This window comes from Streptomyces sp. MMG1533, from assembly GCF_001279775.1.
In the GTDB taxonomy this organism is placed as follows: domain Bacteria; phylum Actinomycetota; class Actinomycetes; order Streptomycetales; family Streptomycetaceae; genus Streptomyces.
Genome location: NZ_LGDG01000052.1, coordinates 34,328 through 59,055, shown reverse-complemented (window position 1 = coordinate 59,055; position 24,728 = coordinate 34,328). Strand labels below are relative to the sequence as shown.

Sequence of the window (24,728 nt, the reverse complement as noted above, 5' to 3'; positions counted from 1 at the left end):
ATCGCGAAAGCCCGCCGACCGCCGATGCCGGAGCGGTCGGGCGGAGGCCCCGCCACGCCGGTGCGCCCGGCTTCGCGACTGCCGGTACGGCCCGGCCGACCTCACCCGGATCCTTCACGCCGCGTCACGCGCGCACGGCACCGCCGGTCCTCCGTGAACCGGCCGCCAACCACCCGGCGAAGGCGGGTTGGCACAGCCGTTGGACCTCACGCCCGGCGAAGACCGGTCACGGGTAGCCGACAAAGGAGGTCCCCGGCATGAAGGCCTGCACACGGGACGCTGCCCTCGCCATGACCGCCGTGTCCACAGCCGTCGCCCTCGCGGCCTGCGGGCCCGGCGCCGAAAAGGACGCCGACGGGGGCGACGCACCGAGCATCGGACTGCTGCTGCCGGACGCCACCACGGCCCGGTGGGAGACGCAGGACAGACCTCTGCTCGAAAAGAAGATCGAGGAACTGTGCGACGAGTGCACGGTCGAGCACACCAACGCCAAGGGCGATGTGGCCATCCAACAGGAACAGATGGACTCGATGATCACCAAGGGTGTCGACGCCATCGTGCTCGTGGCCGTTGACGCCAAGTCACTCGGCGCCGCGGTCAGGAAGGCCGCCGAGGCAGACATCCCGGTCATCTCCTACGACCGTCTCGCCGAGGGCCCGATCTCGGCGTACGTGTCCTACGACGGCGAGGAAGTCGGCAGGCTCCAGGGCAGGGCACTCCTCAACGCCATGGGTGACGGTGCGCGCGGCGCCCAGATCGTCATGATGAACGGCGATCCCAGCGACCCCAACGCGGCCTCGTTCAAGAAGGGCGCACTGTCCGTGCTCAAGGGGAGAGTGAAGATCGGCAAAGAGTACGCCACGCTCCAGTGGAGGACGGAGGCCGCGAACATGAACATGTCCGGCGCCATCGCGGCCCTCGGCGTCGACAACATCGACGGGGTCTACGCCGCCAACGACGGTCTCGCCGCCGGCAGCATCACTGCCCTCAAAGCCAACAAGGTCGACCCACTGCCCCCGGTCACCGGGCAGGACGCCGAACTCGGAGCAGTACGGCGCATCGTCGGCGGCGATCAGTACATGACCGTGTACAAGCCCTTCGCACCCGAGGCGTCCGCCGGAGCCGCCCTGGCCGTGGCCGCGGTTCGCGGCGAGAACTTCGACCGGGTTGCCGCGGACAAGGTGAGGACCCGCAGTGGTGAGACGGTTCCGGCCGTCATGCTCACCCCCGTGTCCGTGACCGTCGACTCCATCAAGGACACCCTGGTGAAGGACGGCGTGTACACGGTCCAACAGATCTGTACCTCCCCCCTCAAGGCCGCCTGCGACAAGGCCGGGCTGACCTGACAGTCCGGCTCCCACCGGGTCCGGGCTCCGGACTCCGGAGCTCCGGGCTCCGGACTTCAGGCCCTGCACTTCAGGCCCTGCACTTCAGGCCCTGGACTTCAGGCTCCGGGAAGGAGATGTTCTCCGTGCCGACTCCCCCCCTGCTGGCGCTGCACGGTGTGTGCAAACGCTTCGGCGTCGTCGACGTGCTCACGGACATCGAGCTGGAGATTCGCGCCGGGGAGGTCGTCGCTCTTCTGGGCGACAACGGGGCCGGCAAATCCACCCTGGTCAAGGCGATCTCCGGAGTGACCCCCGCGGACAAGGGGGTCATGAAGTGGGAGGGCCGGACGGTACACATCAAGCGACCCCACAACGCCCGGGACCTCGGCATCGCCACCGTCTACCAGGACCTCGCCCTCTGCGGAAACCTCGATGTCGTCGGCAACCTGTACCTCGGACGGGAGATCCGCAGGTTCGGGTTCCTCGACGAGGTGGAGATGGAGCGCCGCACCAGGCATCTGCTGGAGCGCCTGACCAGGGGAATCCCCGATCTCCGCGTCCCCGTCGTCTCACTGTCCAGCGGTCAGCGACAGACGGTCGCCATCGCTCGCTCGCTCCTCGGTGACCCGCGGCTCCTCCTCCTGGACGAGCCGACCGCAGCGCTGGGATTCGACCAGACCACCGAGGTCCTGGACCTGGTCGACCGGTTGCGCGACCGCGGCCTGGGGGTACTGCTCATCAGCCACAACATGGGCGACGTCAAAGCTCTCGCGGACCGCGCCGCCGTCCTGCGGCTCGGCCGCAACAACGGCTTCTTCGACGTGAACACCGTCTCTCAGGAACAGATCATCTCCTCCATCACCGGCGCCGCCGAGAACGTGCCTCGCCGGATGGCCCACCGGGAGGCGGGATGGTGAAACGGATGCACAACATGGCGGACAAACCCCAGCCCCAACCCGCCGCGCCCACCGCCAAGCCCCCTCAGCAGCGCCGCGGGCAGACCGTCGTCCATGCGATGGAAGGCTGGGTCGCCGCCTTCCGGCGCAAGCTGAGCGCCGGCGAACTGGGCTCCCTCCCTGTCGTCCTCGTCCTCGCCACGGTCTGGGTGATCTTCCAGGCCCTCAACGAGAACTTCCTCTCGCCCCGGAACCTGTCCAATCTCAGCGTGGACATCGTGGGCACGGGGCTGATCGCGGTCGGCATCGTCTTCGTACTGCTGCTCGGTGAACTCGATCTGTCGGTCGGCTCGATCAGCGGCCTCGCGGCGGCTGTCTTTGCCGTGCTGAACGTGAAGAACGGCGTGCCGGAATGGCTCGCCCTCGTCGTCGCGGTGCTCGCGGGCACCGTGACGGGAGCCGTCCAGGGCTTCTCCTTCGCCAGGACCCGGGTGCCGGCGTTCGTCGTCACGCTCGCGGGGCTGCTCGCCTGGAACGGCATCATGCTCGCCATCCTCGGTACCAGCGGCACCATCAACCTCGACGAGAACGGGCTCGTAGCGAAGCTGACCAGCTATTACCTCACCAATGACGCCGCCGCCTACGGCCTGGCGGCGGTCGCAGCGGGCGTGGTCTTCGTCGTGTCATACCAGGACAGACGCCGGCGGCAGGCCGTCGGCATACCGCACCGCTCACTCCGGGGGATCTTGTTGCGCACGGGAGCTCTCGCGGTGATCGCGTTCACCGCCGCGTATCTGCTCAACCGCTTCCAGGGTCTGCCGCTCGCCCTCCTGATCTTCCTCGTGCTCGTGGCCGGCCTCGACATCGTTCTGCGCCGCACGCACTACGGGCGGCAGGTCTACGCCCTGGGCAGCGGGGTCGAGGCGGCCCGTCGCGCCAGCCTCAGTGTGACGCGGGTGCAGACCGCGGTGCTTGCGGTCTCGGGCACCATGGCCGCGGTCGGGGGTCTGTTCCTGGCCTCACGCATCACCTCGGTGAGCCAGAACTCGGGCTCCGGCGTCCTGCTGCTCAATGCCATCGCCGCAGCGGTCATCGGTGGCGCCAGCCTGTTCGGAGGACGCGGTACGACCTGGAACGCGGTGCTGGGCATCCTGGTCATCCAGTCGATCGCCTCAGGCATGGCGATCACGGACACCCCCACCGCCGTCCAGTTCATCATCACCGGCGGAGTGCTCTTCGCCGCAGTGGTCATCGACTCCCTGTCACGACGCTCGCAGGAGGCACACGGGCGAGCTTGACTCGTCCGTTCCCTGCGAATCGCGCAACACCTTCGACCGAAGGGGTTTGCGTCGCCCGGAAGTGGTGAGGCGGCCGGGATGTCTCAGGCCCACGCCACATCCATCACTTCAGTAAGACGCGTACCTTTCCGTGCGCGTTCCACATGTGATGTGCGGGCGGTGTGGTGAGCGAAACCACGCAAGCCGCACACGCCCATGCGACGGCGCAGTCACAGACGGAGACGACGGCCGACAGCGGGGCGGCGCCCGGGACGGCGTCTGCGGTACGGACCGCACCCGGGCGCACGAGGGAACGCGACGCCTTCTTCGACAACGCAAAGTACCTGGCGATCGTGCTGGTGGCGGTGGGTCACGCCTGGGAGCCGCTGCGTTCCGGCAGCCGGGCCGTCACCGCGCTTTACATGATCGTCTACGCCTTCCACATGCCGACGTTCATCGTCGTCTCCGGTTACTTCTCGCGCGGTTTCGACTGGAGTGCCGAACGACTCAAACGCCTGGTGACCGGGGTGGCCGTGCCCTACGTCGTCTTCGAAACGGCGTACACCCTCTACACCCGGTGGACCGACCAGGTGCCGGAGCGCCCCATCAGCCTGCTGGGTCCCCTGTACCTGACGTGGTTCTTGGCGGCGCTGTTCATCTGGCGGCTGACCACCCCGCTGTGGCGGTTCGTGCGGTGGCCGATGCTGCTCGCGCTTGCTCTCGCGGTGCCGGCGACGGTCACGCCGTCCATCGGCAACGATCTCGCCCTGCAGCGGACCCTGCAGTATCTGCCGTTCTTCGTGCTGGGCCTGTACCTGAAGCCGGAGCACTTCCAGCTGCTGCGCCGCCGAGAGGTGCGCATCCTGGCCGTGCCCGTGTTCGCCTGCGCACTGGCCGTGGCGTACTGGGCCGTTCCGCGAAGGAGCGGCGACTGGTTCTTCCACCGCGACGGCGCCGAGGAACTCGGCGCACCCGGTTGGTACGGGCCCGTGATGACCCTGACCCTCTTCGCCTGCTCGCTGCTCCTGACCGCCTGTTTCCTCGCCTGGGTCCCCCGGCGGCGGATGTGGTTCACCGCGCTGGGCGCGGGCACGCTGTACGCCTACCTGTTGCACGGCTTCTTCGCCCAGGGGGCGAAGTTCTGGGGCTGGTACGAGCCCGACTGGGTCCACGGGCCACTCGGTGAGATCACCGCCACCGCCGTCGCCGCCGTCATCGCGACCGTCCTGTGCACTCCCCCAGTCCAGCAGGTCTTCCGGTTCGTCATGGAACCGAAAATGCAGTGGGCGTTCAGGCAGTACGCCTCCGGACCCGGCGCGCGACCGAACCGCGCCCAGGGCGAGTAGAGGAAATCCGCACCTCAACCGAGACTCGACACCGGCTTCAGGATGCACGGCCGATATCACCCATGAAACTCCGTGAGATCAATGGTGTGAACTCGCAGCGGAAAGCCGAACACCGGATGTTCGGTCTCGCGCTCCAGCACCATGCCGAGCTTGCGGATGACATTCTCGGAGGCGTCGTCACCCACCCGGCTGATACTGATGACGCGGTCGAGGCCACGGTCCTGGAGCGCGAACTCAAGCGTGGCGTGGGCTGCTTCGGAGGCGTACCCCTGGCCCCAGAACTGTGAGCCGAGTCGCCAGCTGATCGCCACGGCGTACGGCGCCACCTCCGGCAGGAAGTCGGGGACGGACAGGCCGGTGAAGCCGGCCAGTTCACCCGAGGCCAGCAACTCGACGGCAAAGAGGCCGAAGCCTTCCTCGTCCCACTCCTCCTCCCACTGCTCGATGGCCTCGGCCGTGGCCTCCAAGTCGCAGACCGAGCCGTCGTCGACCCAGTGCATGACCCGCGGGTCCGCGTTGATCTCCGCCATGGGCGCCAGGTCGTCGTCATGCCAGCGACGGAGGATGAGGCGGGGGGTGCGGATCTCGGTCATGATCCCATCCTGCCGAAGTCAAGGGGGGCATCGGTAATCGACGCTCCCTCATGCTGCCGCATGCCTGGACAGCCGGCCGATCACCGAATTTCCCGCACCGGCATCGCGGCGTTCCTGCCGATGCGGCATCCGAGTGTCGGCCTGACCGAGGCGCGACTTTCAGTGCACTGATTCACTAGAGGCGGAATGATCTGGCAGCACCGCCACGTTGCCCTCGACGTCAGCTCCGGGCGCCGATCGAGCGTGCGGGCGCGCGCGATCAACGCACTCCCCCGTCGACATCCACAAACAGGATGCCCCTTACACAGGGGCGACTTCAGAGGCCACGTCGGCCAGGATCACATCCCGTACGACTCCGAGAACCCGCCTACCAGCGACCCGCCGGGCGAGTCGAACCGGACCGGCCGCACCGAGCTGTCACCTGGGGCACTTGAGGGATTGGATGCACTGAATCGTTGACTAGACCGCGCGGTACAGGTAACTTCACCAATCACCCGGGGGCGGGTTCTGGAACGAACGACGAGGTTCGGAAAGAGGTACTCCCTGTGTTCAAAGAGTTTGTCGTATCAGGCGATTCACACATCATCGAGCCTGTCGATCTCTTCAAGACCCGGCTGCCCAAGCAGCTTCGCGAGCGGGCCCTCTGGGAAGAGGAGTTCACACTCGAGGAGCCGATCGTGGAGGGCGGGCACACCGAGTTCAAGAAGCTGCACACGATCGGGTACGACGGCTGGACAATCTCCAAGTACCGGCAGTTCGGCGGGGAGACCCCGGACGGCGAACCGGAGCACATCATCCGGGACATGAACCTCGACGGCGTCGACGCCTCGGTGATGTTCCCCAACCTGTCACTGTTCGTGCTCTTCACCGACGACCACGAATTGTCGATGGCACACGCACGCGTGTGGAACGACTACATCGCCGAACGGTTCCTCCAGTACAAGGACCGGCTGCGCCCGACAGCGGCGATCCCCGTCACGGACATCCCCGAAGCCGTCGCCGAGATCGAGCGGTGCGCGCGCCTCGGGCTGGGAGCGATCCTGATTCCGGAGACCCCGCCCGTGCCGTATGCCTCTCGCATGTACGACCCGGTGTGGGCGGCCGCCCAGGCGAACGGGATGCCGGTGTTCATCCACGTCGCCACCGGCGGGGTGAAGACCAAGGAAGACACTTCGGAGACGGCGATGACCGTCCGGAGCATGATGACGGCCGTCAACATGGGCAAGGGCCAGTTGACCGACGACATGGTGTCGGGCCGGCTGCAGAATTCCGCGGCCGGGTTCGCGAACCCGCAGCGCATCATCGCCGACCTCGTCGGTGGCGGTGTCTGCGAGCGGTACCCGAACCTTCACTTCAACCTGATCGAGTTCAGCGCCGGCTGGCTGGTCTCCTACATGGGCTTCATGGACAAGTCCTTCAGGACCGGTATCGGCCAGGACCCCGACTGGTGGCTCGGCTTCTGGGACGACAACCGCTCGCCGAAGGAGCAGCCGGCCATGGGGCGGCTGTTCACCGTCAACGAGAAGTGGCCCTACCCCCTCAAGCCCAGCGAGTACATCCAGCGCCAGATCCACGTCCAGTTCGCGGACGACCCCACCGCCGTCAAGGCCCGCCACATCACAGGCGTGTCGACGATCATGTGGGGCAACGACTACCCCCATGCCGAGGGCACCTTCCGCAGCAGCGCCGACTGCATCGCGTACAACTTCGACGACACGGTGTCCGACGAGGACCGCGCTGCCATCCTGGGCGGCACGCTGGCCGACGTCGTGAACTTCGACAAGAGCAAGAAGCTCGCCCCGGTGTCCGAGGACGCCTGACCCGCGACCGAGCCGCGGGCCCCGGCCCGGAGCGAGTTCGCTCCGGGCCGGTCGCCCTCATGGACCCGGGCAGATGCCGCGAAGTCCATGGGGGCCAGGCCGAGTTCGGACAGACCGTGGTCGCCGACGAGCCGGCCGACCACGTCGTGCTCCACGTCCGACAAGGTCGCCGGACGACTGTCATGACCGGGTGGTGCGGGCCCGGAAGTACCCACGTCCACATCGCAACAGAGCCCCCGGAACATCGACTCGGTGCCGAGCAAGAGCCCGATGCCGCGCGCGCTCGCGACCATGCCAGATGCTTTTGGGACAGGAGTCACGCGTGAGAGCCAAGGCGGTCAAGGGATCCCCCGCAGCCGAATCAGAGTCCGGTGGTGCACAGCCCGCCGCTCCGTCTGCCGCGCCCGGCAGCGAATCCGATCTGCGGGCCGCAGGTCTCAAGGCCCTGCGCGAGTTGTTGCCGGGCGTGTTCCCCGAGGGTGACGACATCGACCTTCGGGACGGTCGCTTCGGAGAAGAGCTCGTCGAGATCGGCGTAACCAGTGTGTTCGGTGCCCTGTGGGCGCGCGACGGGCTCAGCCGCCGTGACCGCAGCCTGGTCACGTTGGGCATCCTCATCGCCCTCGGCGCAGAGTCCGAGTTGCAGACCCACGTCCGGATCGCCCTGACCAACGGCCTGACCGAGGACGAGCTCGGCGAGGTCCTCTACCACGCTTCGGGCTACGCCGGCTTCCCCCGGGCGGTGGCAGCCCGCACCGCCGCCCGCGAGGCACTGGGCCAGTAGCTCCGTGCCGTGAGCCGAACCGGAACCCCGGAGCAGCCGGCGCCCGTTCATGTCTCTGCCTTCCCGACACGGACGGCTCGGGCCCGGACCACGAAGGGCCGGGAGCCGACCGTGACGGCAACGGAGACTGCGGCAACAGTGGTGATCGCAGTGCCCGGAGTGAGGTACTGGGCGAGGATGCCGGCGATCCCGGCGCCGATACCCTGCCAGGTCATCCGCCCGGCGGACTCGACGCCCTGCACCTGGCCGCGGACCGAATCCGGGGTCAGCGCGAGAAGTTGCTCCTGCAGGGGCAGGGTGGCGGCGTACCCGGCACCGGCGACGAACACCGCGACCGTGACCACCGGCGCGGGCGGATGGAGTGCGAACAGCAGGTGAGGGGCAGCGAGGAGCAGCCGCAGGGCGAACGCGCAACGGCGTCGCTGGTCGGCGGTGAGCAGTCGTCCGACGATCAGGTCCCCGAGGAGCATGCCTGCCGATCCGGCGGCCAGGAGAGCGCCGGCGTGCCCCGGGGCGTAGGAGATGAACAGGGCCGCGCAGCCGACGATCAAGCCGTTGGGGACCCACAGGTTCAGCAGCAGCGCCCGCCGGCCGGAGTGAGAGAAGAGCGCGACATTCGTCGTCCAGGTCTGACGCAGTCCGGGGCGACGGGTCGGACGGATCGAGTGCTCCCGGACGGTCGCCGCCACTACGACCAGCCCGAGTCCGGTCAGGGCCGCGGCGATGGTGAAGACTTCTTGCGGGGCCAAGTGGCGCAGCAGCACGGCACCGATGGCATAGCCGAGGATCGCCATGCCCCCCGAGGTGATGTTCATGAGCGAACGTGCCGGCGCGTACGTGGAGGTCGGCACGACTTCGGCGAGCAGCCCCATCCGCGTGCCGGTCCCCAGGGACTGGAAGAACCCCAGTATCAGGAGCAGGCCGAACCGGGCGCCCAACGGCAGCCCCGGAATCGCCTGCGCGGCAAGGCCCGCCAGCGAGACGCACTGGAGTACGACGAGAGTCCGGCGGGGACGGCGCCCGTCCGCAACCGACATCAGCGTCAGTGCGCCGAGCACCGTCGCGAACGTGGCGCCGTACATGCTCACGGCTGTCAGAAACGGGGAACCGGTCTGGTGGTTGACCAGTGTGCCGAGCGCGAAGCCCGACAAGGTGGCGGCGGCAACCGTCAGCGTGAAGCTGACGTACAAGCCGGTGAACTCTCTGTTGCTGAGCAGGGCGCGGTAGCTGGTAGGCGATGGCGCGGTCGGCGCAGACGTGTCGGATGGCATGAAAAAAGCCTTCGGGCACGTCCACTTGGGGGCGCCGAAGGCCAACGCGCTCATTCTAGCAGTCCTCGCAGATCCGCCCGTCGCGCTCTTCTCGGCTCAGTGGCGCTGGGGTGGCCGGGTGTCGTTCGAGGCGGTGCGGGACCGCGCGCGGAAGGTGCGGCGGTAGGTGTCCGGAGGCACGCCGACAGTGCGGTTGAAGTGTCGGCGCAGCGTCGTGGAGGTGCCCATGCCGGTCGCCGTCGCGATGGCGTCGACACTGTCGTCGGTGGTCTCCAGCAACTCCTGTGCGCGGCGGATCCGTTGGGTCAGCAGCCATTGCAGTGGGGTGGTGCCGGTCGCGGCCCTGAAGTGGCGACCCAGGGTGCGCGAGCTCATGCGTGCCCGGCGTGCCAGGTCCTCCACGGTCAGCGGGTGGTCGAGGCGTTCGAGCACCCAGGGGAACAGTGCGGCGAGCGGATGGTCGTCCCGGGCGGGCACCGGGGCGGTGACGAACTGGGCCTGGCCGCCTGCCCGGTGCGGCGGCACGACCAGGCGGCGGGCGACGGCGTTGGCGGTCGACGAGCCGTGGTCGAGGCGAACCAGGTGCAGGCACAGGTCCAGTGCGGCGGCCTTGCCGGCGGAGCTGAGCACGCTGCCGTTGTCCACGTAGAGCACGTCCGGATCGACCTCCACCCGGGGGTAGCGGGCAGCCAGGACCCCGGTGTGTGCCCAGTGCGTGGTCGCACGCTTCCCGTCCAGCAGACCGGCGGCGGCCAGCACGAACGCGCCCGTGCAGAGGGAGGCCACGCGCGCGCCTGCGTCGTGGGCCGCGCGCACCGCGTCGACCAGGTCGGCGGGCGGGTCCTCGTCGACGTCCGCCCAGGCGGGGACGATCACGGTGTCGGCGCGTCGGAGCCGGTCGAGCCCGTGGTCGGGCTCCAGCCGGAACCGGCCGACCTGCACGGCGTCCGGCCCGCAGAGGGCGACGTCGTACCAGGGGTCCGTCACGCCGACGGGCGCGGCGCCGAACACCTCGTACGCCACGGACAGTTCGAAGTGCAGCATCCCGTCGGTGACGGCCAGCGCGACAGTGCCCATGTCCGGAATTGTACGGGGCATGGCGTTCCGGACACTCACGGTGGGAGGCCCGCCCTCGTCAGGATGTCCGTAGTGGATCATTCGAGCACGGGGAGAACTCATGGGATCGCGGCAGTCGGTGGCGGTATTCGGTGCGTACGGGCACACGGGGAGGTTCGTTGTCGCACAGTTGCGGGATCGCGGGTTCGTCCCGGTGCTCTCAGGTCGCGACACGGCCAAGCTGCAGGCTCTGGCGGCGTCTGCTCCCGGGCTCGACGCCCGGCCGGCGTCGGTCGGCGACGCGATCTCACTCGACCGCGCACTGGCCGGCACGGCGGCTGTGATCAACTGCGCGGGGCCCTTCGCCACGACGGCCGCACCGGTGATCGAGGCGGCACTGCGCGCCGGGATCCCGTATGTGGACGTGGCGGCCGAGATCGAGGCCAACGTCGACACGTTCGAACACTTCACGGACCGCGCCCGCGCAGCGGGAGGGGTGATCGTCCCCGCGATGGCCTTCTACGGCGGCCTCGGCGACCTTCTGGCCACCGCGGCGATGGGTGACTGGACGACGGCCGACGAGGCGCACATCGCGTACGGGCTGAACAGTTGGCATCCCACCGCCGGGACGCGCGCCGCGGGCAAGGTCTCCCAGTCGCGGCGGAACGGCCGGCGCGTCCGCTACACGAACGGGCGGCTGGACTACCACACCGACACCCCGCCGATCCTGGAGTGGCCCTTTCCGGACCCGATGGGCACCCGCGCCGTCATCGGGGAGTTCACGATGGCCGACGCCGTCACCATCCCCAGCCACCTGTCCATCCCCGAGGTGCGCTCATACATGACGGTCGAGGCGGCCAGGGACCTGTCGGCCCCGGACTCGCCGACGCCGGCCGCGACCGACGAGCGTGGGCGGTCCGTGCAAACTTTCCTGGTCGACGTCGTCGTGCGCTCGGGCGGTGCCGAACGGCGCGCTGTGGCGCGGGGCCAGGACATTTACGCTGTCAGCGCGCCGCTCGCGGTGGAAGCGGTTCACCGCATCCTCACGGGGCAGACCAGGACGGTCGGCGTCGCCTCCGCCGGGGAGATCTTCGATGCGCCCGACTTTCTCCGGGCGCTGTCCGCGCACTTCTCCCTCGAACTGCATCAGTAGCGGAAAGGCCGCCACTGCGACGTCGGGGGCGTTGGGGGCGGCTTGCTTCCCCGCCTTCGGGAGGTCGGGCCGCCGGACTGCTGACCCGTTCCTGAGATCGTCGCCGCAGCCCGGTGCGGAGCGACTGGGGGTCAGTGGCTGGCGAGTTCGCCGGTGAGCTTGCCGTGGAGGTCGGCGCTGGAGTCGTTCAGGCCGATGATCTCGACCGTCTTGCCGCGCTGGGCGTACTTCGTCTCGATGGCATCCAGGGCGGCGACGGAGGAGGCGTCCCAGATGTGCGCGGCCGACAGGTCGATGACGACCGTGTCGGGGTCGTCGGCGTAGTTGAACCGACCGACGAGGTCGTTGGACGAGGCGAAGAACAGTTCGCCGGTCACCGAGTAGACGACCCGGGTGCCGTCGGGGTCGGCGACGGCGGCGACATCGGCCAGATGGGCAACGCGCTTGGCGAAGATGACCATCGCGGTGATGGAGCCGACGACGACGCCGATGGCGAGGTTGGACGTGGCGACCACGACCGCGACGGTGACGGCCATGACGGTGATCTCCCCGGCCGGCATCCGCCTGAGCGTCTTCGGCGCGACGGAGTGCCAGTCGAACGTCGCGAACGACACCATGACCATGACGGCGACCAGAGCGGCCATCGGGATGTCCGAGACGACCGGACCGAAGACGATGCACAGCACCATCAGGAATGCGCCCGCCAGGAACGTGGAGAGGCGGGTACGAGCGCCGGAGACCTTCACGTTGATCATGGTCTGGCCGATCATGGCGCAGCCGCCCATGCCGCCGAAGAAGCCGGTCACGATGTTGGCGATGCCCTGGCCGACGGACTCGCGGGTCTTGGACGAGTGGGTGTCGGTGATCTCGTCGACGAGCTTGGCGGTCATCAGCGACTCCATCAGGCCGACCAGCGCCATCGCCAGGGCGTACGGGGCGATGGTGGTCAGGGTGCCCACGGTGAACGGCACGTCCGGCAGGCCCGGCACCGGCAGCGAGGACGGCAGGGCGCCCTTGTCGCCGACCGTGGGCACGGCGATTCCGGCGGCGACGGTGATGACGGTCAGGATGACGATCGAGACCAGCGGGGCCGGGACGACGGTGGTGACCCTGGGGAAGAACACCATCAGGGCCAAACCACCGATGATCAGCGGGTACACGGCCCACGGCACGTCGTGCATCTCCGGGACCTGGGCCATGAAGATCAGGATGGCGAGGGCGTTGACGAAGCCGACCATGACCGAGCGTGGGACGAACCGCATCAGCTTGGCCACGCCGAGCACGCCGAGCACGATCTGAATGACGCCGGCCAGGATGACGGCGGCGACCAGGTATCCGAAACCGTGCTCCCGGTTGAGGGGGCCGATGACGAGGGCGACGGCTCCGGTCGCTGCCGAGATCATCGCGCGGCGTCCGCCGACGACGGAGATGGTCACGGCCATCGTGAACGAGGCGAACAGGCCGATCGCAGGGTCGACACCGGCAATGATCGAGAACGAGATCGCCTCAGGGATCAGCGCAAGTGCGACCACGAGGCCGGCCAGCACCTCGGTACGCCACACCTTCGGATCGGCCGACCAGTCCGGACGCAGACCGCGCAGCCGCACGACGGAGGACACAACGGAAGAAGACAAGAGGAACAGGAACCTGTCGTGCTCGGGCACACCGCCATCGGCAGGCCGGGGCGTGCGGAAAGGGCGCGGAAGGCCGGGCCGGCATCCCGCGTACGGCCCACTCGGCGGGCCGGAAGTCTTCACAGCGGACAAGACCGGGCGCGAAAACGCGACCGGTCCGGTGTCAGGGGCGGAGCAGCACGGCGGGCAGGCAGTGCACCGCCGGGCACCACGGACACGCGCACGCTCTTCTCCTGCAGCGCTCGGGTCTTCGCCGGGGGCGACATCGGCCCCGACACAGCAGTACGCAGACCCCAGGCCCGCACGGCTGAGGTGAGGCACCGGGCCGACCCTCAACATCGGCGACTCTACCCTAACGTTAGGGTAGAGATCGGTCGGGCCGTCGGGACGCGGCAGCACCCGGACGAGAAGGGTCAGGGTCACGGGCGTGGACAGCAAGCACATGCAGATCGGCGAGGTCGCCACGCGGACCGGGCTGTCCCTGCGCACCATCCGCCACTACGAGGAGACCGGCCTGGTCGTCCCCTCCGCCCGTTCCCGGGGCGGGTTCCGCCTCTACACCGAGACCGACGTCGCCCGCCTGATGGTCATCCGCCGCATGAAGCCGCTCGGCTTCACCCTGGGGCAGATGCGCGATCTGCTGGAGGCCACCGACCGTCTCGATGCCGGCGCACTGGACATCGGTGAGCGCGAAGCCGTGCTGGAACACGTGCGGACGTACGAGCAGGCCGTCACGGAACAGGTCGAGAGACTGCGCCTCCAACTGGCCCGCGCGGAAGAGTTCGCCGCCACCCTCCGCAGCCGCCTGGAAGAACCTGTTCCCGCCCCCCGGTTCTGACCCGCTCCTGACGATCGGCCACCTTCCGGCGGCGCCCTGGGGTGCCTCTTCCGGGCCTACTTGGATTCGACCCGTCCGAGTGGGGTGGGTGCGGCCGTCAGCGCGTCACGCGCCGCCTGCCAGGCGGCATCCCCGGGGTAGAGCTCGGTGCGGAGGTAGGCCCAGGTGAGCCGCTGGACGGCAGACACACGCTCGGGGTTCTCGTCCGTGGTCTCGGCGACGTCGTATCCAGCGACCCCGCCGAGCCCGTGCTCCGCGTCATACAGGGTGAACAGGGACTTCGGGCCCGGGGAAAGGTGGTACGGATCGGCGTGCCAGTCCGAACCAAGAACCGTCAGGTGGGCGGAGTCGTCCTTGTCGCCGGCGACCACGAGCGCGGGCGTCGTCATCTTGGAGAAGTCCGTGGTCAAGAAGAATGAGAGATTCTCGGCTGCGGACGCGGTGAGGGCATCGCCGCCTCTGCCGGGTGCGGCAAGCAGGACACCCGCCCTGATCCGGGGCTCGGCCAGGTTCGCTTCCGTTCCGTCGTGCGGATCGGTGAGCCGTGCGCCCAGCAGCAGGCTCACGGTGTGCCCGCCCATCGAGTGTCCGGCTACGGCGATCTTGCTTCGGTCCAGGCGCCCGAGGAGCTGTGGGACGGCTGCCTCGATCACGTCGAGCTGGTCCAGGATGCGCGTCATGTCCTCGGCCCTCGATCGCCAGTACAGAGGCGCGCCGGGGGTGTCGGGATCCAGGCTCAGCGTCCTCGAGCTCAGATGGGTGGGCTGGATCACGACGAAGCCGTGCGCAGCCCAGAAGTCGGCGAGGGGTGCGTAGCCGTTCAGTGAGGAGAGGTGGTTGGAGTAGCCCTGACCGTGCGAGAGGAGGATGACCGGCAGGTCGCCCCCGCTCATGGGCGCGGAGACCCGCACCTCCAGGTCCACGGCTCGGTCGGGAGCTGACAGCGCTACCGGACTGACCGAGAGGACGGGAGTGGGCGAGCCGAAGGCATCGGCCGGGTAGGTCGATTCACTCATGATGCGTATGCCCTTTCAATGGCCTCTGCTGCCGGTCTCGTTCGGCCGGCGACGGGTGAGGCGGTCGGGGGTCGTGTGCGCCGGCGCGATTCCCGCGGGCCCGGGGCTGCCGGAGAGGAAGTGGAGGCCGTCCCTCGGACGATCAGCGGCGCCGCAGTGACGGGTCGAGCAGCGCGGGCGGCGTGTCGTACTTCTCGTGTGCGGCCAGGTCGGTGCCGGGAGCGACGATGGCGTCGATCTCGTCGAGCAGGTCGGCGGAGAGCACGGTGTCGGCGGCGGCGAGTTGCGAGTGCAGGTGGTCCAGTGTGCGGGGGCCGATGAGCGCGCTGGTCACGGCGGGATGCGCGGTCACGAATCCGAGCGCGAGCTGGATCATGGTCAGGCCCGCTTCGTCGGCGACCTTGGCCAGCTGCTCGACGGCGTCGAGCCTGGCCCGGTTGGAGGGGATGGCGGTGTCGAAGCGTTGCGGCATGAACGTCGAGCGGCTGGTGGTGACTTCCCGGCCCGCGCGGATCGCGCCGGACAGCCAGCCCGAAGCCAGCGGACTCCACGCCAGCACACCGAGCCCGTACTCCTCGGTCACGGGCAACACGTGGGTTTCGATACCGCGTTGCAGGATCGAGTAGCTGGGCTGTTCGGTGACGTAACGGCTCAGGCGATGTTCGCGGGCGGCCCACTGGGCTTGCACGATGCGGTATGCGGGGAAGGTCGAGGAGCCGAAGTAGCGGATCTTTCCCGCGCGTTGCAGGTCGGTCAGCGCCGACAGGGTCTCCTCGTCGCCGGTGCGCGGGTCCCACCGGTGGATCTGGTAGAGATCGACGTGGTCGACACCGAGACGGCGCAGGCTGTCATCCAGCGCGGTGACGAGCCAACGGCGCGAACTGCCCTGGTGGTTGCGCTCGTCGCCCATGGGCATGTTCGCCTTCGTGGCCAGCACGATGTCGTCGCGGCGGCCGGCGATGGCTTTGCCGACCATCTGCTCCGACTCACCACCGCTGTACATGTCGGCGGTGTCGATGATGTTGATCCCGCTCTCCAGAGCGGCATCGACGATGGCGGTGGCCTCGTCCTGGGTGGTGCGCCCGATCTCGCCGAAGTTCATCGCGCCGAGCGCGAGGGAGCTGACCTGTACACCGGTGCGGCCCAAGGTGCGGTACTGCATGACCGTGTTCCTCCATTGCGGATGAAGCGTGGTGGCATTGCGCGGGGACATGCGTAAGGCATGCGTGGCTTGGTGACGGCCCTCTGCTCTGGCATCATGAGCAAACGGAACGTTGTTCCGGAAACATACGGAACGTTGTTCCGTTTGGCAAGCTCGACGATGGAGGGAGCGGCGCGGTGCAGGACGGCGACGAGGGCGCAGGGCGTGCAGCCCAGTCCAAGCGGGCGGACGCCCGGCGCAACAAGGAATCTCTGCTCGACGCGGCCGCCGCGGTCTTCGTCACGTCAGGCGTGGAAGCGCCGGTACGCGACATCGCGGCCAAGGCCGGCGTCGGACTGGGCACGATCTACCGCCACTTCCCGACTCGCGCGGATCTCATCATCGCCGTCTACCGGCACCAGGTGGATGCCTGCGCGGAGGCCGGTCCAGCCCTGCTGGAGACCAGCGCAACTCCTCACGCGGCCCTGGGACAGTGGATCAACCTCTTCGTCGATTTCCTGGTGACCAAACACGGACTCGCCGCCGTGCTGCACTCCGACGACGCCGGCTTCGACGCCCTCCACGCCTACTTCCTCGACCGGCTCGTGCCCGTATGCGCCCGGCTGCTCGAAGCCGCGGCCGGCGCCGGTGAGATCCGCTCCGACCTGGAGGCCTACGAGCTCATGCGCGGCGTCGGAAACCTCTGCATCGGCGCGGACAGCGATCCCCGCTACGACGCACGTCGACTGGTCGAGCTCCTCATCGCCGGACTACACCGACCGCACTGACCATCGGCCGGACAGCTGATGTCGGCCGACGTTCGCGGCCGCGATCGACGCGAAGTGGAGCGCCCCCTCGGCACCCCCGCCACGGCGGTCTCCGGCACGGGCCGCTTTCGGGGTGCCGTCGGAGGGGTCGGTACGCACGTGTGCGGCGTCAATTCCCTCCGGCCGGGCCACTGGGCATCTTCGAGGCGCCCGGCCGTGCGCGAATCCAACCGAGCAGTACCACCGAGCACAGTGCCGCGAACGCACACCAGGTCGAAACGAACTCCAGCTGCCACAGAGCCCAGCAGGCCAAGGCGCCCACGGCGACCAGAATCCCCAGCACCAGCAGCCGTCGGTCTCCGGACAGCAGCAGGGAGCCCACGGTGGCCAGGAGGTAACCCGCGACAAGAAGACGTGAATGGGACAGGTCCAGTGCATAGCCGACCGTGCGGCCGCGGATCTCGGCCGTCACCGGGCCGGCGGCGATGCCGTATGCGAGCATCGCGGCGGTCACGACTCCCGCTGCGAGCAGGGGGACCAGCCGGGACCGGGCATGCGGTGGGGCGGCGCACAGGACTCCCGCGGGCACCCACACCGCCAACAGTGGCAGCGCGATGATCGCCCAGAGGACGGTTGCCGGTCCGTCGCCGCCGCCCGAGGACCAGACCACCGACTCGACGATCTGGTGAGTCCCGAGCAGCAGCGGCAGTGCGGCGAGCGGCAGGTCCCTGCTGCTGCGCACCCGCGCCACACAGACCACACCGGCGGCCGCGACACCGACGCCCGCTACGAGATCGGCCGTCGCACTCCAACACATCACGCCACCATGGGGTCGATCGTCGTGTGTATCCGCCTTGCTGTGCGGGTCACGCTACGTTGCGCTCGGCCGCCGGCCCGGGTGACACGAGGCCCGCGCCGCCGTCCCCGAAGGAGCGGGTCGCGGACCTCACTGCCGATGGGGCAGGCGGTCGGCGTCTCTCGGTTGCCGGTTGCGGGGAGAGTCGCCGGCGGTGAGGTGTTCCAGGACCTCCACCAGGTCCTGGCAGGCCCGTTCCACCGAGCGTCTGGTGTTGCGCTGCTCGGTGACGACGGCTGACAGGAGCAGCGCTGTCAGGGCCATGGAGCCGTTGAACGCCTGGAGCTTGATCATCACCTCGATACGGGACAGCCGTTCGAACGGACCGCTCTGATCCGTCGCCGCGACGGTGGCCGCGGTGGAGGCGAAGAGGGCACACAGCATGCTGCCTGCCAACTGGAAGCGCAGGGCGGCCAGGATCAGCAGCGGGTAGACGAGGAACAGCAGGCTGATGCTGCTGTACGCGGCCAGCGGTACGAGACCACAGGCGATGAGGGCCAGCCCCAAGGCCTCCCTCCATCGGGACAGGCTCGGAGGCCGGCGTGCCGCGTGGAGCAGAAGCAGGATGGGGGTGACGATCAGGACGCCCATCGCGTCGCCCACCCACCATGCCAGCCAGACGGGCAGGAAACCGGGCGCATCGAGTTCGTCCAGGAGGACGAGGACTCCCACGCCGACAGTCGCGCTGATCAGCATGCCGGCCAGGGCCCCCAGGAACACCAGCGCAACACCGTCCCGCAAGCGGCCGAGGTCCGTCCTGAATCCCACCCTGCGCAGCATGAGGTACGCACAGACCGGACCCGCGGTGTTGCCCGCCAGCGTCCCGATCACGGCGGGCTGCAGTGAGGTGATGGACATGACCACGAACAGGACGCCCAGAATGATGCCGGGCAGGGAGCGCAACCCGAAGATCAGCAGACAGGCCACCGCGACGCCCGTAGGCGGCCAAATGGGTGTGACCACGGCACCCTGGACGACGAGCCGGCGCATGAGGCCCAGCCGTCCCGCCGCGAAGTAGCAGGCGGCTACTGCCAGCGTCTGGACGGCGTAGAGGGCCGGCCGACGCAGATCCTGGATACCCACCACAGCAGCCATCAGATACCGATGCCGTCCTGTCGGCGAGCCGAGAGGCGTGGTGCCCGCCTACCGCCGTACGTCGGGTCCGTCGTGACCGACGACCAGTACGGCAGCGTCGTCCTCGTGTCCCACCTGCTCGGCACCCTTGATCACGGCTGCGGCGAGCGAGCCTGCGTCCATGCCCGCGACGGCGGCGATGCCCGCAAGTCTCACCACCTGGTCGAGCCCCTCGTCGACGCTCAGTGAGGGCCCCTCCACCACGCCGTCCGTCAGCAGCACGAAGACCCCGCCCGTGCTGAGCCGGTACCGGGTCACCGGGTACTCCTGCCCCTTCTGGACGCCCAGCGGCGGTCCCCCTTCGTCCTCGGCGATGCCGGACTTCCCGTTCGCGGTGGCCCAGACGCAGGGGATATGGCCCGCCCGGGCGCTTTCCAGCACTCCGGTGGACGGGTCGAGCCGCATGAAAGTGCAGGTCGCGAACAGGTCGGTACCGAGGGACAGAAGCAGATCGTTCGTTCTGGAGAGGAGTTCGCCCGGCTCGCTCGTGACAGACGCGAGCGCGCGCAGGCCGACCCGGACCTGTCCCATGAATGCGGCGGCCTCGATGTTGTGGCCCTGCACATCGCCGATGGAGAGTCCGATGCAGCCGTCGGGCATCCTGAAGGCGTCGTACCAGTCGCCTCCCACGTTGAGACCGTGAAAGGCAGGTGAGTACTGCACGGCCAGATGGAATCCGGGAGCGACAGGCAGGTCCCCGGGAAGCATGCCGCGTTGCAGGGCGACGGCCAGCTCGACCAGGGAACGCTGGAGCTCGGCTCGCTCACGCGCCTGGGCGGACAGCGTCCCGAGCCGGGCCAGCAGTTCGTCACCGTCGTCGGTCGAGCGCTTGCGGGACATGGACCACTCCGGAAGTTAGCGTCCATTTGAGTATAAAATCCTATTTGACCTATTAGGGTGACGGCCACGTGATCGTACGGTCGGCGGCCGCTGACGAGACTTGCTGCGCCAGTCCGTGACGGAGCTGACCATCACCGACGGCCTGCTGTGCGGTACCGGGCAAACTCGCGGGCTCTACGATCGGGGCATGACGACCCGGTACGAGTGGCGAGGCGACTTCGACAACGCTGCCCTCAACTCGTTGCATGCCGAGGGATTTGGTCATTCGCCCGACACCACCGACTGGCGGACACGACTTCGGCGTCACAGTCTCGGCTGGGTCTGCGCGTGGGAAAACAGTGCCCTCATCGGCTTCGTCAACGTTGCCTGGGATGGCGGGGCTCATGCTTTCATCCTGGACACGGTGGTGGCTCCGCATCGCCGGTCCGAGGGGATCGGCGCCGCCATGATCGAAACCGCAGCCCAAGGAGCCCACGCCGCGAAGTGCCATTGGCTCCATGTCGACTTCGAGGAGCACCTGCGCTCCTTCTACTTCGACGCCTGCGGCTTCAAAGCGACGGCGGCGGGTCTGATCGCTCTCTAGGCCAGGCTTGAACAGCGGCATCGGGGGGGGCCGTAGGCGGCGGGAACCAGCGTCAGTCACCGATCCAGGTGTCACCTGCACCGGCCGCCACCGGTGACCAGCGCGGATCGACCGAGTGATCGACTGAAGGCCACCGAGTAGGCCTGCTTTGCCACGCCGGCCGGGAAGGCACGCCCGTGCTCGTCGTAGTAGTCAACGGCCCCATCGCCGAGTTGGCCGACCAGCGCGACGGACCGGCCGCCGTTCGGTGGATCACAACGGCTGTCAACGGGCGCGAGAGGTGACGGCGGACAGTCGGTCCGGTCCAGGTCAGGGTCAGGGCCGGGGCCAGGGTCCCGCGGGTCGACAACCGTCGCGGCGATGTGCCCCGTCGCCCAGCGGACCGATCAGCCGAGGACGAGCGGGAGTTTCCCGGCCAACTCACCCAGTTCGGCCTTCTCCGCCTCGGCCGGGGCACGCCGTCCGGTGCCGATCAGCAGCACGTCCCTGTCGGAGAACGACGGGGGAAACGCCGCACCGGCGATCTCCTCCAGCAGCTCGCGTGACCGGGTGAGTCCCTCGGCGGGCGGTTCCGCCGCGTCCGGGAGGTGCGCGATCAGGTCGAGGTGGTGCAGTGTCCATTCCAGGACGTACGCGCAGAGGTAGTCGCCCGCGGTGAGTACCTGGTCGCGAGTGCCGACCCGGACCGAGGGATCCGCGAGTTCGGCGGCGCGACCGGCGGCGGAACCGACGTCGTCCAAGTGGAACTTGAGCAGCCACGGCTCTTCGTACGCGGCGGCCAGACGGACGATCAGCGCGTCGAGCGGGTCGTCGCCGGCCGGAGGTTCGACGATGTCCCAGTAGGTCACCGCGTCCCGGGTCGGCTGTGATTCGGCTGGGGTGACGAGGGTGATCAGGACGTCCTGAGCGTCGATGATCAGGTGGCACACCAGGTCCCGCACAAGCCAGCCGGTGCAGCCGGACGGCCGCTCGAAGTCCTCGTCCGGGAGTTCGGCGACCGCTGTGCGCAACGCTGTCCAAGAGCGCGAGAAGAGATCCACGGCCGCAAGCTAGCAGCGCCCCGAGCCTCGCTGCGACCGCTTTCACCCGCCCGCGGATGTGGAACTCGGGCTCGCGGACGCGGGACCCGCGGACCGCCGGCGAGCCTCGATTCAGTGGGACGGCCACGCCCGGCACCGTCGGGCGTGGCCCGCCCGATCCCGACTCCTGACGACTACTCGCGGACCGGGAGGCGCCGATTGCGGAGATGGTCTCTCGCCCGGTACGCCGAGGCGAGTACGCGGGGTTACTCCCGCTGCCGGACGTCCTCGCAGCTCCCGCCCGGCACTGTGTTTCAGGTGAAACTCAGCCGCCCCGCACGCCGGGCCTCCCTCGTCGTCCATGTCGCCGCCTCCGCAGGCTGGCTCGGGCTCACGCTCGGGCTGCTCGCACTCGGGATCACCGCGACCACCACCGGCTCCGCGGTGACCGTGGAAGCCTCCGTCAGGGCCATGAAGCTCTTCGCCGACTGGCTCGTGCTCCCTCTCGCCTTCCTCACACTCCTCAGCGGCCTGACGCTCTCCCTGGGCACCCCGTGGGGGCTGGCAAGGCACCGGTGGGTCTACACGAAGTTCTGGCTCACCCTGGCCACGACCACCGCCACGGTCTTCGCTCTGCGCCCGGGGGTGGACTCTGCGGTCTCCGCCGTCGCCGCGGGCGGACCGCTGCCCGATGCCGGCGACGTCCTGTTCGGGCCGATCGTCTCGCTGTCCGCCTACCTGTTCATGACGGTGATCTCGATCCTCAAGCCGTGGGGCCTGACACGGCGTGGCCGGAATCTGCGTGCGTCCGCCGGCACGCCGCTGGAAGCCCGACGCGCCCGGCAGACCGCCTGACCCGTGCACCGAGTCGCCTCGACCTTGGTCACCGCTTCCGGGCCGGTGACACGGGTCAGAGGTCGGTCACGAGGAGCCGGTAGCCGACGTCGATGGAGTCGAGGGCGAGCAGGTCGGCGTGGTGGTGGTGCCAGCGGCCCGTGGCCAGGTCGTCGGTGAGTGCTGCCAGCCCGGGAGCGAGAGCGTCCGCCGGGGTCTGGGCGAGCATGGAGATGCCGGCGCGGACCTGTGGGTCGAGATAGGCGTGGGGGCGTCGCCAGTACGCTGCACCGAACCCGTCCGTGCAGTCGTACGGGATGGGGACGGGTTCCTGGCGCGCCCCGCCGAGCAGGGCGACCAGCTGTTCGATCGGGACGGCGCGGGTGTCGTCGAAGGCGGCGGCCTGCGGAAGGTAGTCGCGTACGAGCCAGAACTGCTCGCTGAATATCCGCTGGTTCCAGGTCAGGATGACGATGCGGCGGCGGGCGACCCGGCGGAGTTCGGCGATTCCCGACGCCAGGTCGGTCCAGTGGTGGATGGTCAGCAGCGCCATGACGGCGTCGGCGGCGTTGTCGCGCAGCGGCAGGTGTTCGGCGACAGCGCGTACGGCGGGTGCGGAACGGGGTGGACGCTGGGCGAGCATGACGTCGCTGGGCTCGATCGCGAGGAGCGTCCGCGGTGGTTCGTAGGAGCCCGTGCCCGCTCCGACGTTGACCACGTCGGCGGCGTTCCCGAGCGCGGTGTGAATCTGCGCGGCGATCCTCGGATCCGGCCGACGGGTCCGGCCGTACGTGGCACCGAGGGTGTCGTAGATGGCCATGTCTCTCAGTATGCGAAGCCGCGCCACCGCACCGGGCCGCTTCGAGTGAGACTCCCTCCCTCCTCCGTCCCCAATTTGCGCGTGTGTCACAGGCGTTGACCGGACTCCTGCGCAACAGCACAATGAGCGCGCACGCTTGAGAGCGCTCTCAGTCGTGCCGTTCCGCCATGTTCCGTGCCTCGCCCCACACCTCCGAGGAGACCAATGACCGGCAGCCCAGGCCCTGGACTCAGCCGCCGTGCCCTCGTCGGGGCCGGACTCGGTGTCGGCGCCGCGGCCTTCACCACGGCCGGCTCCGGCGCGGCCCAGGCCGCGGAACGCTCGTCCGACGGCAGGGGCTCCGCGCAGCGCCGGGCGTACGCCTTCCTCGCCGCCGCCATGGACGCCTATCCGGACCACGGAACCATCCGGCTCGCGCAGAGCTACACCGACCAGGCCGGCCTGTTCAGCACGGCGTTCACCTACGACAACGCCCTCGCGATCCTGGCCAACCTCGCCTCCCGTACGGCTGAGGGCCGTTCCAGAGCCGTGGTCCTCGCAGACGCGCTCCTCTACGCCCAGGCCCATGACCCCGTGTACGACGACGGCAGGCTGCGCCAGGCCTACAACGTCGGGCCGTACACGTTCTACGACGGTGCGCCGCAGCCGGACGGCTTCGTGCGAGCGGACGGCACGGCAAACGTCGGAACGCAGTTCGGCTTCACCGGCACGGCCGTGGGAGACATGGCCTGGGCCGGCATCGCGCTGAGCGCACTTGCGGGCCGGACCGGAAAGCGCCGCTTCCTCACGGGTGCCGTGCGGATCGGAGAGTGGATCGTGCGCGTCGGGCACACCGACGAACCCCTCGGCGGCTACAAGTTCGGGGTCGACGGGGCCGACGAGAAACTGCCCTTCACCTCGACGGAGCACAACACCGACCTCATCGGCCTCTTCGGCCGGCTCGCCCGGCTCACGGGGGACCGGGTGTGGCTGGAGCGGCGTACGCGTGCCGAGGCTTTCGTCAAGAAGATGTGGGAGCCGTCCGGGGGCTTCTTCTACACCGGCACCAACGACGGCGTGACGATCAACAAGTCACCGATCCCCGAAGACACCCAGACCTGGACCCAGCTCGCCCTCTCCTCCCCCGCCCACTGGGTCTCGCTGGACTGGGCCACGACCGAACTGGCGGTCCTGGACACGGCCGACCGAACCAACAGCTCCGTACCCGCGGGCCAGTCCTACGAAGGGGTCACTTTCAGCTCCGCCGGCCTGCTGGCGAACGAGGACGCCCCGATCGCCGAGGGCCAGCCCAAGCCGAACCGCAACGGTGTGTGGTTCGAGGGAACGGCCCACCTCGCACTCGCCCTGCGGAACCGGCATGCACGCGGGGACGAGGCACGCGCCCGACGGCTGATCGCCTCCATCGAGCGGGCGCAGGACCTATTGGGCAGCGGCCAGACCATCGGGAGCAAGGCGGTTGCCGAGGGCTCCGGAATCGTCTCGGCGAGCAGCCCGCTCGACACCGGTTTCGGGTTCGGCTACTACCCGTACCGGCACACGGGTGCCACCGCCTGGTACCTGCTGGCAGCGGCACGTACCAACCCGCTGCGGGGCTGACAACGCAGGCCGGCCGGGGCTTTGAGGGCCGACCGACTCCACTGCCTCCAGGATCGGGCCGAGAAACCCTCTGACGGGTACGAGGCCGCCTCCGTGGTGGCCGGCTCCTCGCGGCGCAGCCCGGGC

Annotated in this window: 23 protein-coding genes; 12 read left to right on the top strand and 11 right to left on the bottom strand. The window is 68.9% G+C overall.

Going from position 1 to position 24,728, the window contains the following annotated elements; translation table 11 throughout:
- The first annotated feature begins 257 nt into the window (after positions 1-257).
- The 4 genes from ADK57_RS09060 (at position 258) to ADK57_RS09045 (ending at position 4,847) form a co-directional block, all read left to right on the top strand.
- Entirely contained in the window at positions 258-1,346 is a 1,089-nt protein-coding gene (locus ADK57_RS09060; protein ID WP_053748847.1) for a sugar ABC transporter substrate-binding protein, read from the top strand.
- Between the two features lie 116 nt (positions 1,347-1,462).
- A complete protein-coding gene (locus ADK57_RS09055; protein WP_053748846.1) occupies positions 1,463-2,245 on the top strand; it encodes an ATP-binding cassette domain-containing protein in 783 nt (260 codons plus the stop codon).
- A 5-nt stretch (positions 2,246-2,250) separates the two neighbouring features.
- On the top strand, positions 2,251-3,522 hold the full coding sequence (locus ADK57_RS09050) for a sugar ABC transporter permease (protein WP_053748913.1): 1,272 nt from the start codon (positions 2,251-2,253) through the stop codon (positions 3,520-3,522).
- A 164-nt stretch (positions 3,523-3,686) separates the two neighbouring features.
- A complete protein-coding gene (locus ADK57_RS09045; RefSeq protein WP_078973030.1) occupies positions 3,687-4,847 on the top strand; it encodes an acyltransferase family protein in 1,161 nt (386 codons plus the stop codon).
- Between the two features lie 56 nt (positions 4,848-4,903).
- On the opposite strand, the gene ADK57_RS09040 is transcribed toward ADK57_RS09045, so the two are convergent.
- Positions 4,904-5,440 carry a GNAT family N-acetyltransferase gene (locus ADK57_RS09040; protein WP_053748845.1) on the bottom strand — a complete coding sequence of 179 codons (537 nt, stop codon included), beginning with the start codon at positions 5,438-5,440 and terminating at the stop codon, positions 4,904-4,906.
- Positions 5,441-5,985: 545 nt separating this feature from the next.
- Here ADK57_RS09040 and ADK57_RS09035 point away from each other — a divergent pair.
- Positions 5,986-7,260 (top strand): amidohydrolase family protein, encoded by a 1,275-nt coding sequence (locus ADK57_RS09035; protein ID WP_053748844.1) that lies wholly within the window; start codon positions 5,986-5,988, stop codon positions 7,258-7,260.
- Between the two features lie 322 nt (positions 7,261-7,582).
- Positions 7,583-8,044, top strand: coding sequence for a carboxymuconolactone decarboxylase family protein (locus tag ADK57_RS09030; protein ID WP_234390052.1), 462 nt, complete (start codon positions 7,583-7,585; stop codon positions 8,042-8,044).
- 47 nt (positions 8,045-8,091) lie between these two features.
- Here the strand turns inward: ADK57_RS09030 and ADK57_RS09025 are convergent, their stop codons facing one another.
- Entirely contained in the window at positions 8,092-9,315 is a 1,224-nt protein-coding gene (locus ADK57_RS09025) for an MFS transporter (protein WP_053748911.1), read from the bottom strand.
- A gap of 96 nt (positions 9,316-9,411) precedes the next feature.
- Complete coding sequence (locus ADK57_RS09020; RefSeq protein ID WP_053748843.1) at positions 9,412-10,392, bottom strand: helix-turn-helix domain-containing protein; 981 nt, start codon at positions 10,390-10,392, stop codon at positions 9,412-9,414.
- 100 nt (positions 10,393-10,492) lie between these two features.
- On the opposite strand from ADK57_RS09020, the gene ADK57_RS09015 reads away from it, so the two are divergent.
- Positions 10,493-11,524 (top strand): saccharopine dehydrogenase family protein, encoded by a 1,032-nt coding sequence (locus ADK57_RS09015; RefSeq protein ID WP_053748842.1) that lies wholly within the window; start codon positions 10,493-10,495, stop codon positions 11,522-11,524.
- A 131-nt stretch (positions 11,525-11,655) separates the two neighbouring features.
- Here the strand turns inward: ADK57_RS09015 and ADK57_RS09010 are convergent, their stop codons facing one another.
- Positions 11,656-13,143: a SulP family inorganic anion transporter gene (locus ADK57_RS09010; protein ID WP_053748841.1), complete on the bottom strand. Its 1,488-nt coding sequence runs from the start codon at positions 13,141-13,143 to the stop codon at positions 11,656-11,658.
- 442 nt (positions 13,144-13,585) lie between these two features.
- On the opposite strand from ADK57_RS09010, the gene ADK57_RS09005 reads away from it, so the two are divergent.
- Positions 13,586-13,996: a MerR family transcriptional regulator gene (locus ADK57_RS09005; RefSeq protein WP_199830514.1), complete on the top strand. Its 411-nt coding sequence runs from the start codon at positions 13,586-13,588 to the stop codon at positions 13,994-13,996.
- 56 nt (positions 13,997-14,052) lie between these two features.
- Here ADK57_RS09005 and ADK57_RS09000 read toward each other — a convergent pair whose 3' ends face one another.
- Together ADK57_RS09000 and ADK57_RS08995 are read right to left on the bottom strand one after the other, a co-directional pair.
- Positions 14,053-15,012: an alpha/beta hydrolase family protein gene (locus ADK57_RS09000; RefSeq protein WP_053748840.1), complete on the bottom strand. Its 960-nt coding sequence runs from the start codon at positions 15,010-15,012 to the stop codon at positions 14,053-14,055.
- A 142-nt stretch (positions 15,013-15,154) separates the two neighbouring features.
- Positions 15,155-16,174: an aldo/keto reductase gene (locus tag ADK57_RS08995; RefSeq protein WP_053748839.1), complete on the bottom strand. Its 1,020-nt coding sequence runs from the start codon at positions 16,172-16,174 to the stop codon at positions 15,155-15,157.
- 176 nt (positions 16,175-16,350) lie between these two features.
- Here ADK57_RS08995 and ADK57_RS08990 point away from each other — a divergent pair, with 176 nt between their 5' ends.
- A complete protein-coding gene (locus tag ADK57_RS08990; RefSeq protein WP_053748838.1) occupies positions 16,351-16,941 on the top strand; it encodes a TetR/AcrR family transcriptional regulator in 591 nt (196 codons plus the stop codon).
- Between the two features lie 148 nt (positions 16,942-17,089).
- Here ADK57_RS08990 and ADK57_RS08985 read toward each other — a convergent pair whose 3' ends face one another.
- The 3 genes from ADK57_RS08985 to ADK57_RS08975 all read right to left on the bottom strand — a co-directional run bounded on the left by ADK57_RS08985 (position 17,090) and on the right by ADK57_RS08975 (position 19,750).
- Positions 17,090-17,737 (bottom strand): DUF6629 family protein, encoded by a 648-nt coding sequence (locus ADK57_RS08985; RefSeq protein ID WP_053748837.1) that lies wholly within the window; start codon positions 17,735-17,737, stop codon positions 17,090-17,092.
- 129 nt (positions 17,738-17,866) lie between these two features.
- Positions 17,867-18,871 (bottom strand): MASE1 domain-containing protein, encoded by a 1,005-nt coding sequence (locus tag ADK57_RS08980; protein ID WP_420711848.1) that lies wholly within the window; start codon positions 18,869-18,871, stop codon positions 17,867-17,869.
- Between the two features lie 48 nt (positions 18,872-18,919).
- Positions 18,920-19,750: a PP2C family protein-serine/threonine phosphatase gene (locus tag ADK57_RS08975; RefSeq protein WP_053748835.1), complete on the bottom strand. Its 831-nt coding sequence runs from the start codon at positions 19,748-19,750 to the stop codon at positions 18,920-18,922.
- A 187-nt stretch (positions 19,751-19,937) separates the two neighbouring features.
- On the opposite strand from ADK57_RS08975, the gene ADK57_RS08970 reads away from it, so the two are divergent.
- Positions 19,938-20,333 (top strand): GNAT family N-acetyltransferase, encoded by a 396-nt coding sequence (locus tag ADK57_RS08970; RefSeq protein ID WP_053748909.1) that lies wholly within the window; start codon positions 19,938-19,940, stop codon positions 20,331-20,333.
- Between the two features lie 386 nt (positions 20,334-20,719).
- On the opposite strand, the gene ADK57_RS08965 is transcribed toward ADK57_RS08970, so the two are convergent.
- Complete coding sequence (locus ADK57_RS08965; RefSeq protein ID WP_053748834.1) at positions 20,720-21,373, bottom strand: maleylpyruvate isomerase N-terminal domain-containing protein; 654 nt, start codon at positions 21,371-21,373, stop codon at positions 20,720-20,722.
- Between the two features lie 297 nt (positions 21,374-21,670).
- On the opposite strand from ADK57_RS08965, the gene ADK57_RS08960 reads away from it, so the two are divergent.
- Positions 21,671-22,207 carry a hypothetical protein gene (locus tag ADK57_RS08960; RefSeq protein WP_053748833.1) on the top strand — a complete coding sequence of 179 codons (537 nt, stop codon included), beginning with the start codon at positions 21,671-21,673 and terminating at the stop codon, positions 22,205-22,207.
- A 55-nt stretch (positions 22,208-22,262) separates the two neighbouring features.
- On the opposite strand, the gene ADK57_RS08955 is transcribed toward ADK57_RS08960, so the two are convergent.
- Positions 22,263-23,006, bottom strand: a complete 744-nt coding sequence (locus ADK57_RS08955) for a methyltransferase domain-containing protein (RefSeq protein ID WP_053748832.1) — start codon at positions 23,004-23,006, stop codon at positions 22,263-22,265.
- 204 nt (positions 23,007-23,210) lie between these two features.
- On the opposite strand from ADK57_RS08955, the gene ADK57_RS08950 reads away from it, so the two are divergent.
- The gene (locus ADK57_RS08950) at positions 23,211-24,602 is read left to right on the top strand and encodes a hypothetical protein (protein ID WP_053748831.1); all 1,392 of its coding nucleotides are present in this window, start codon (positions 23,211-23,213) and stop codon (positions 24,600-24,602) included.
- Positions 24,603-24,728 lie beyond the last annotated feature (126 nt).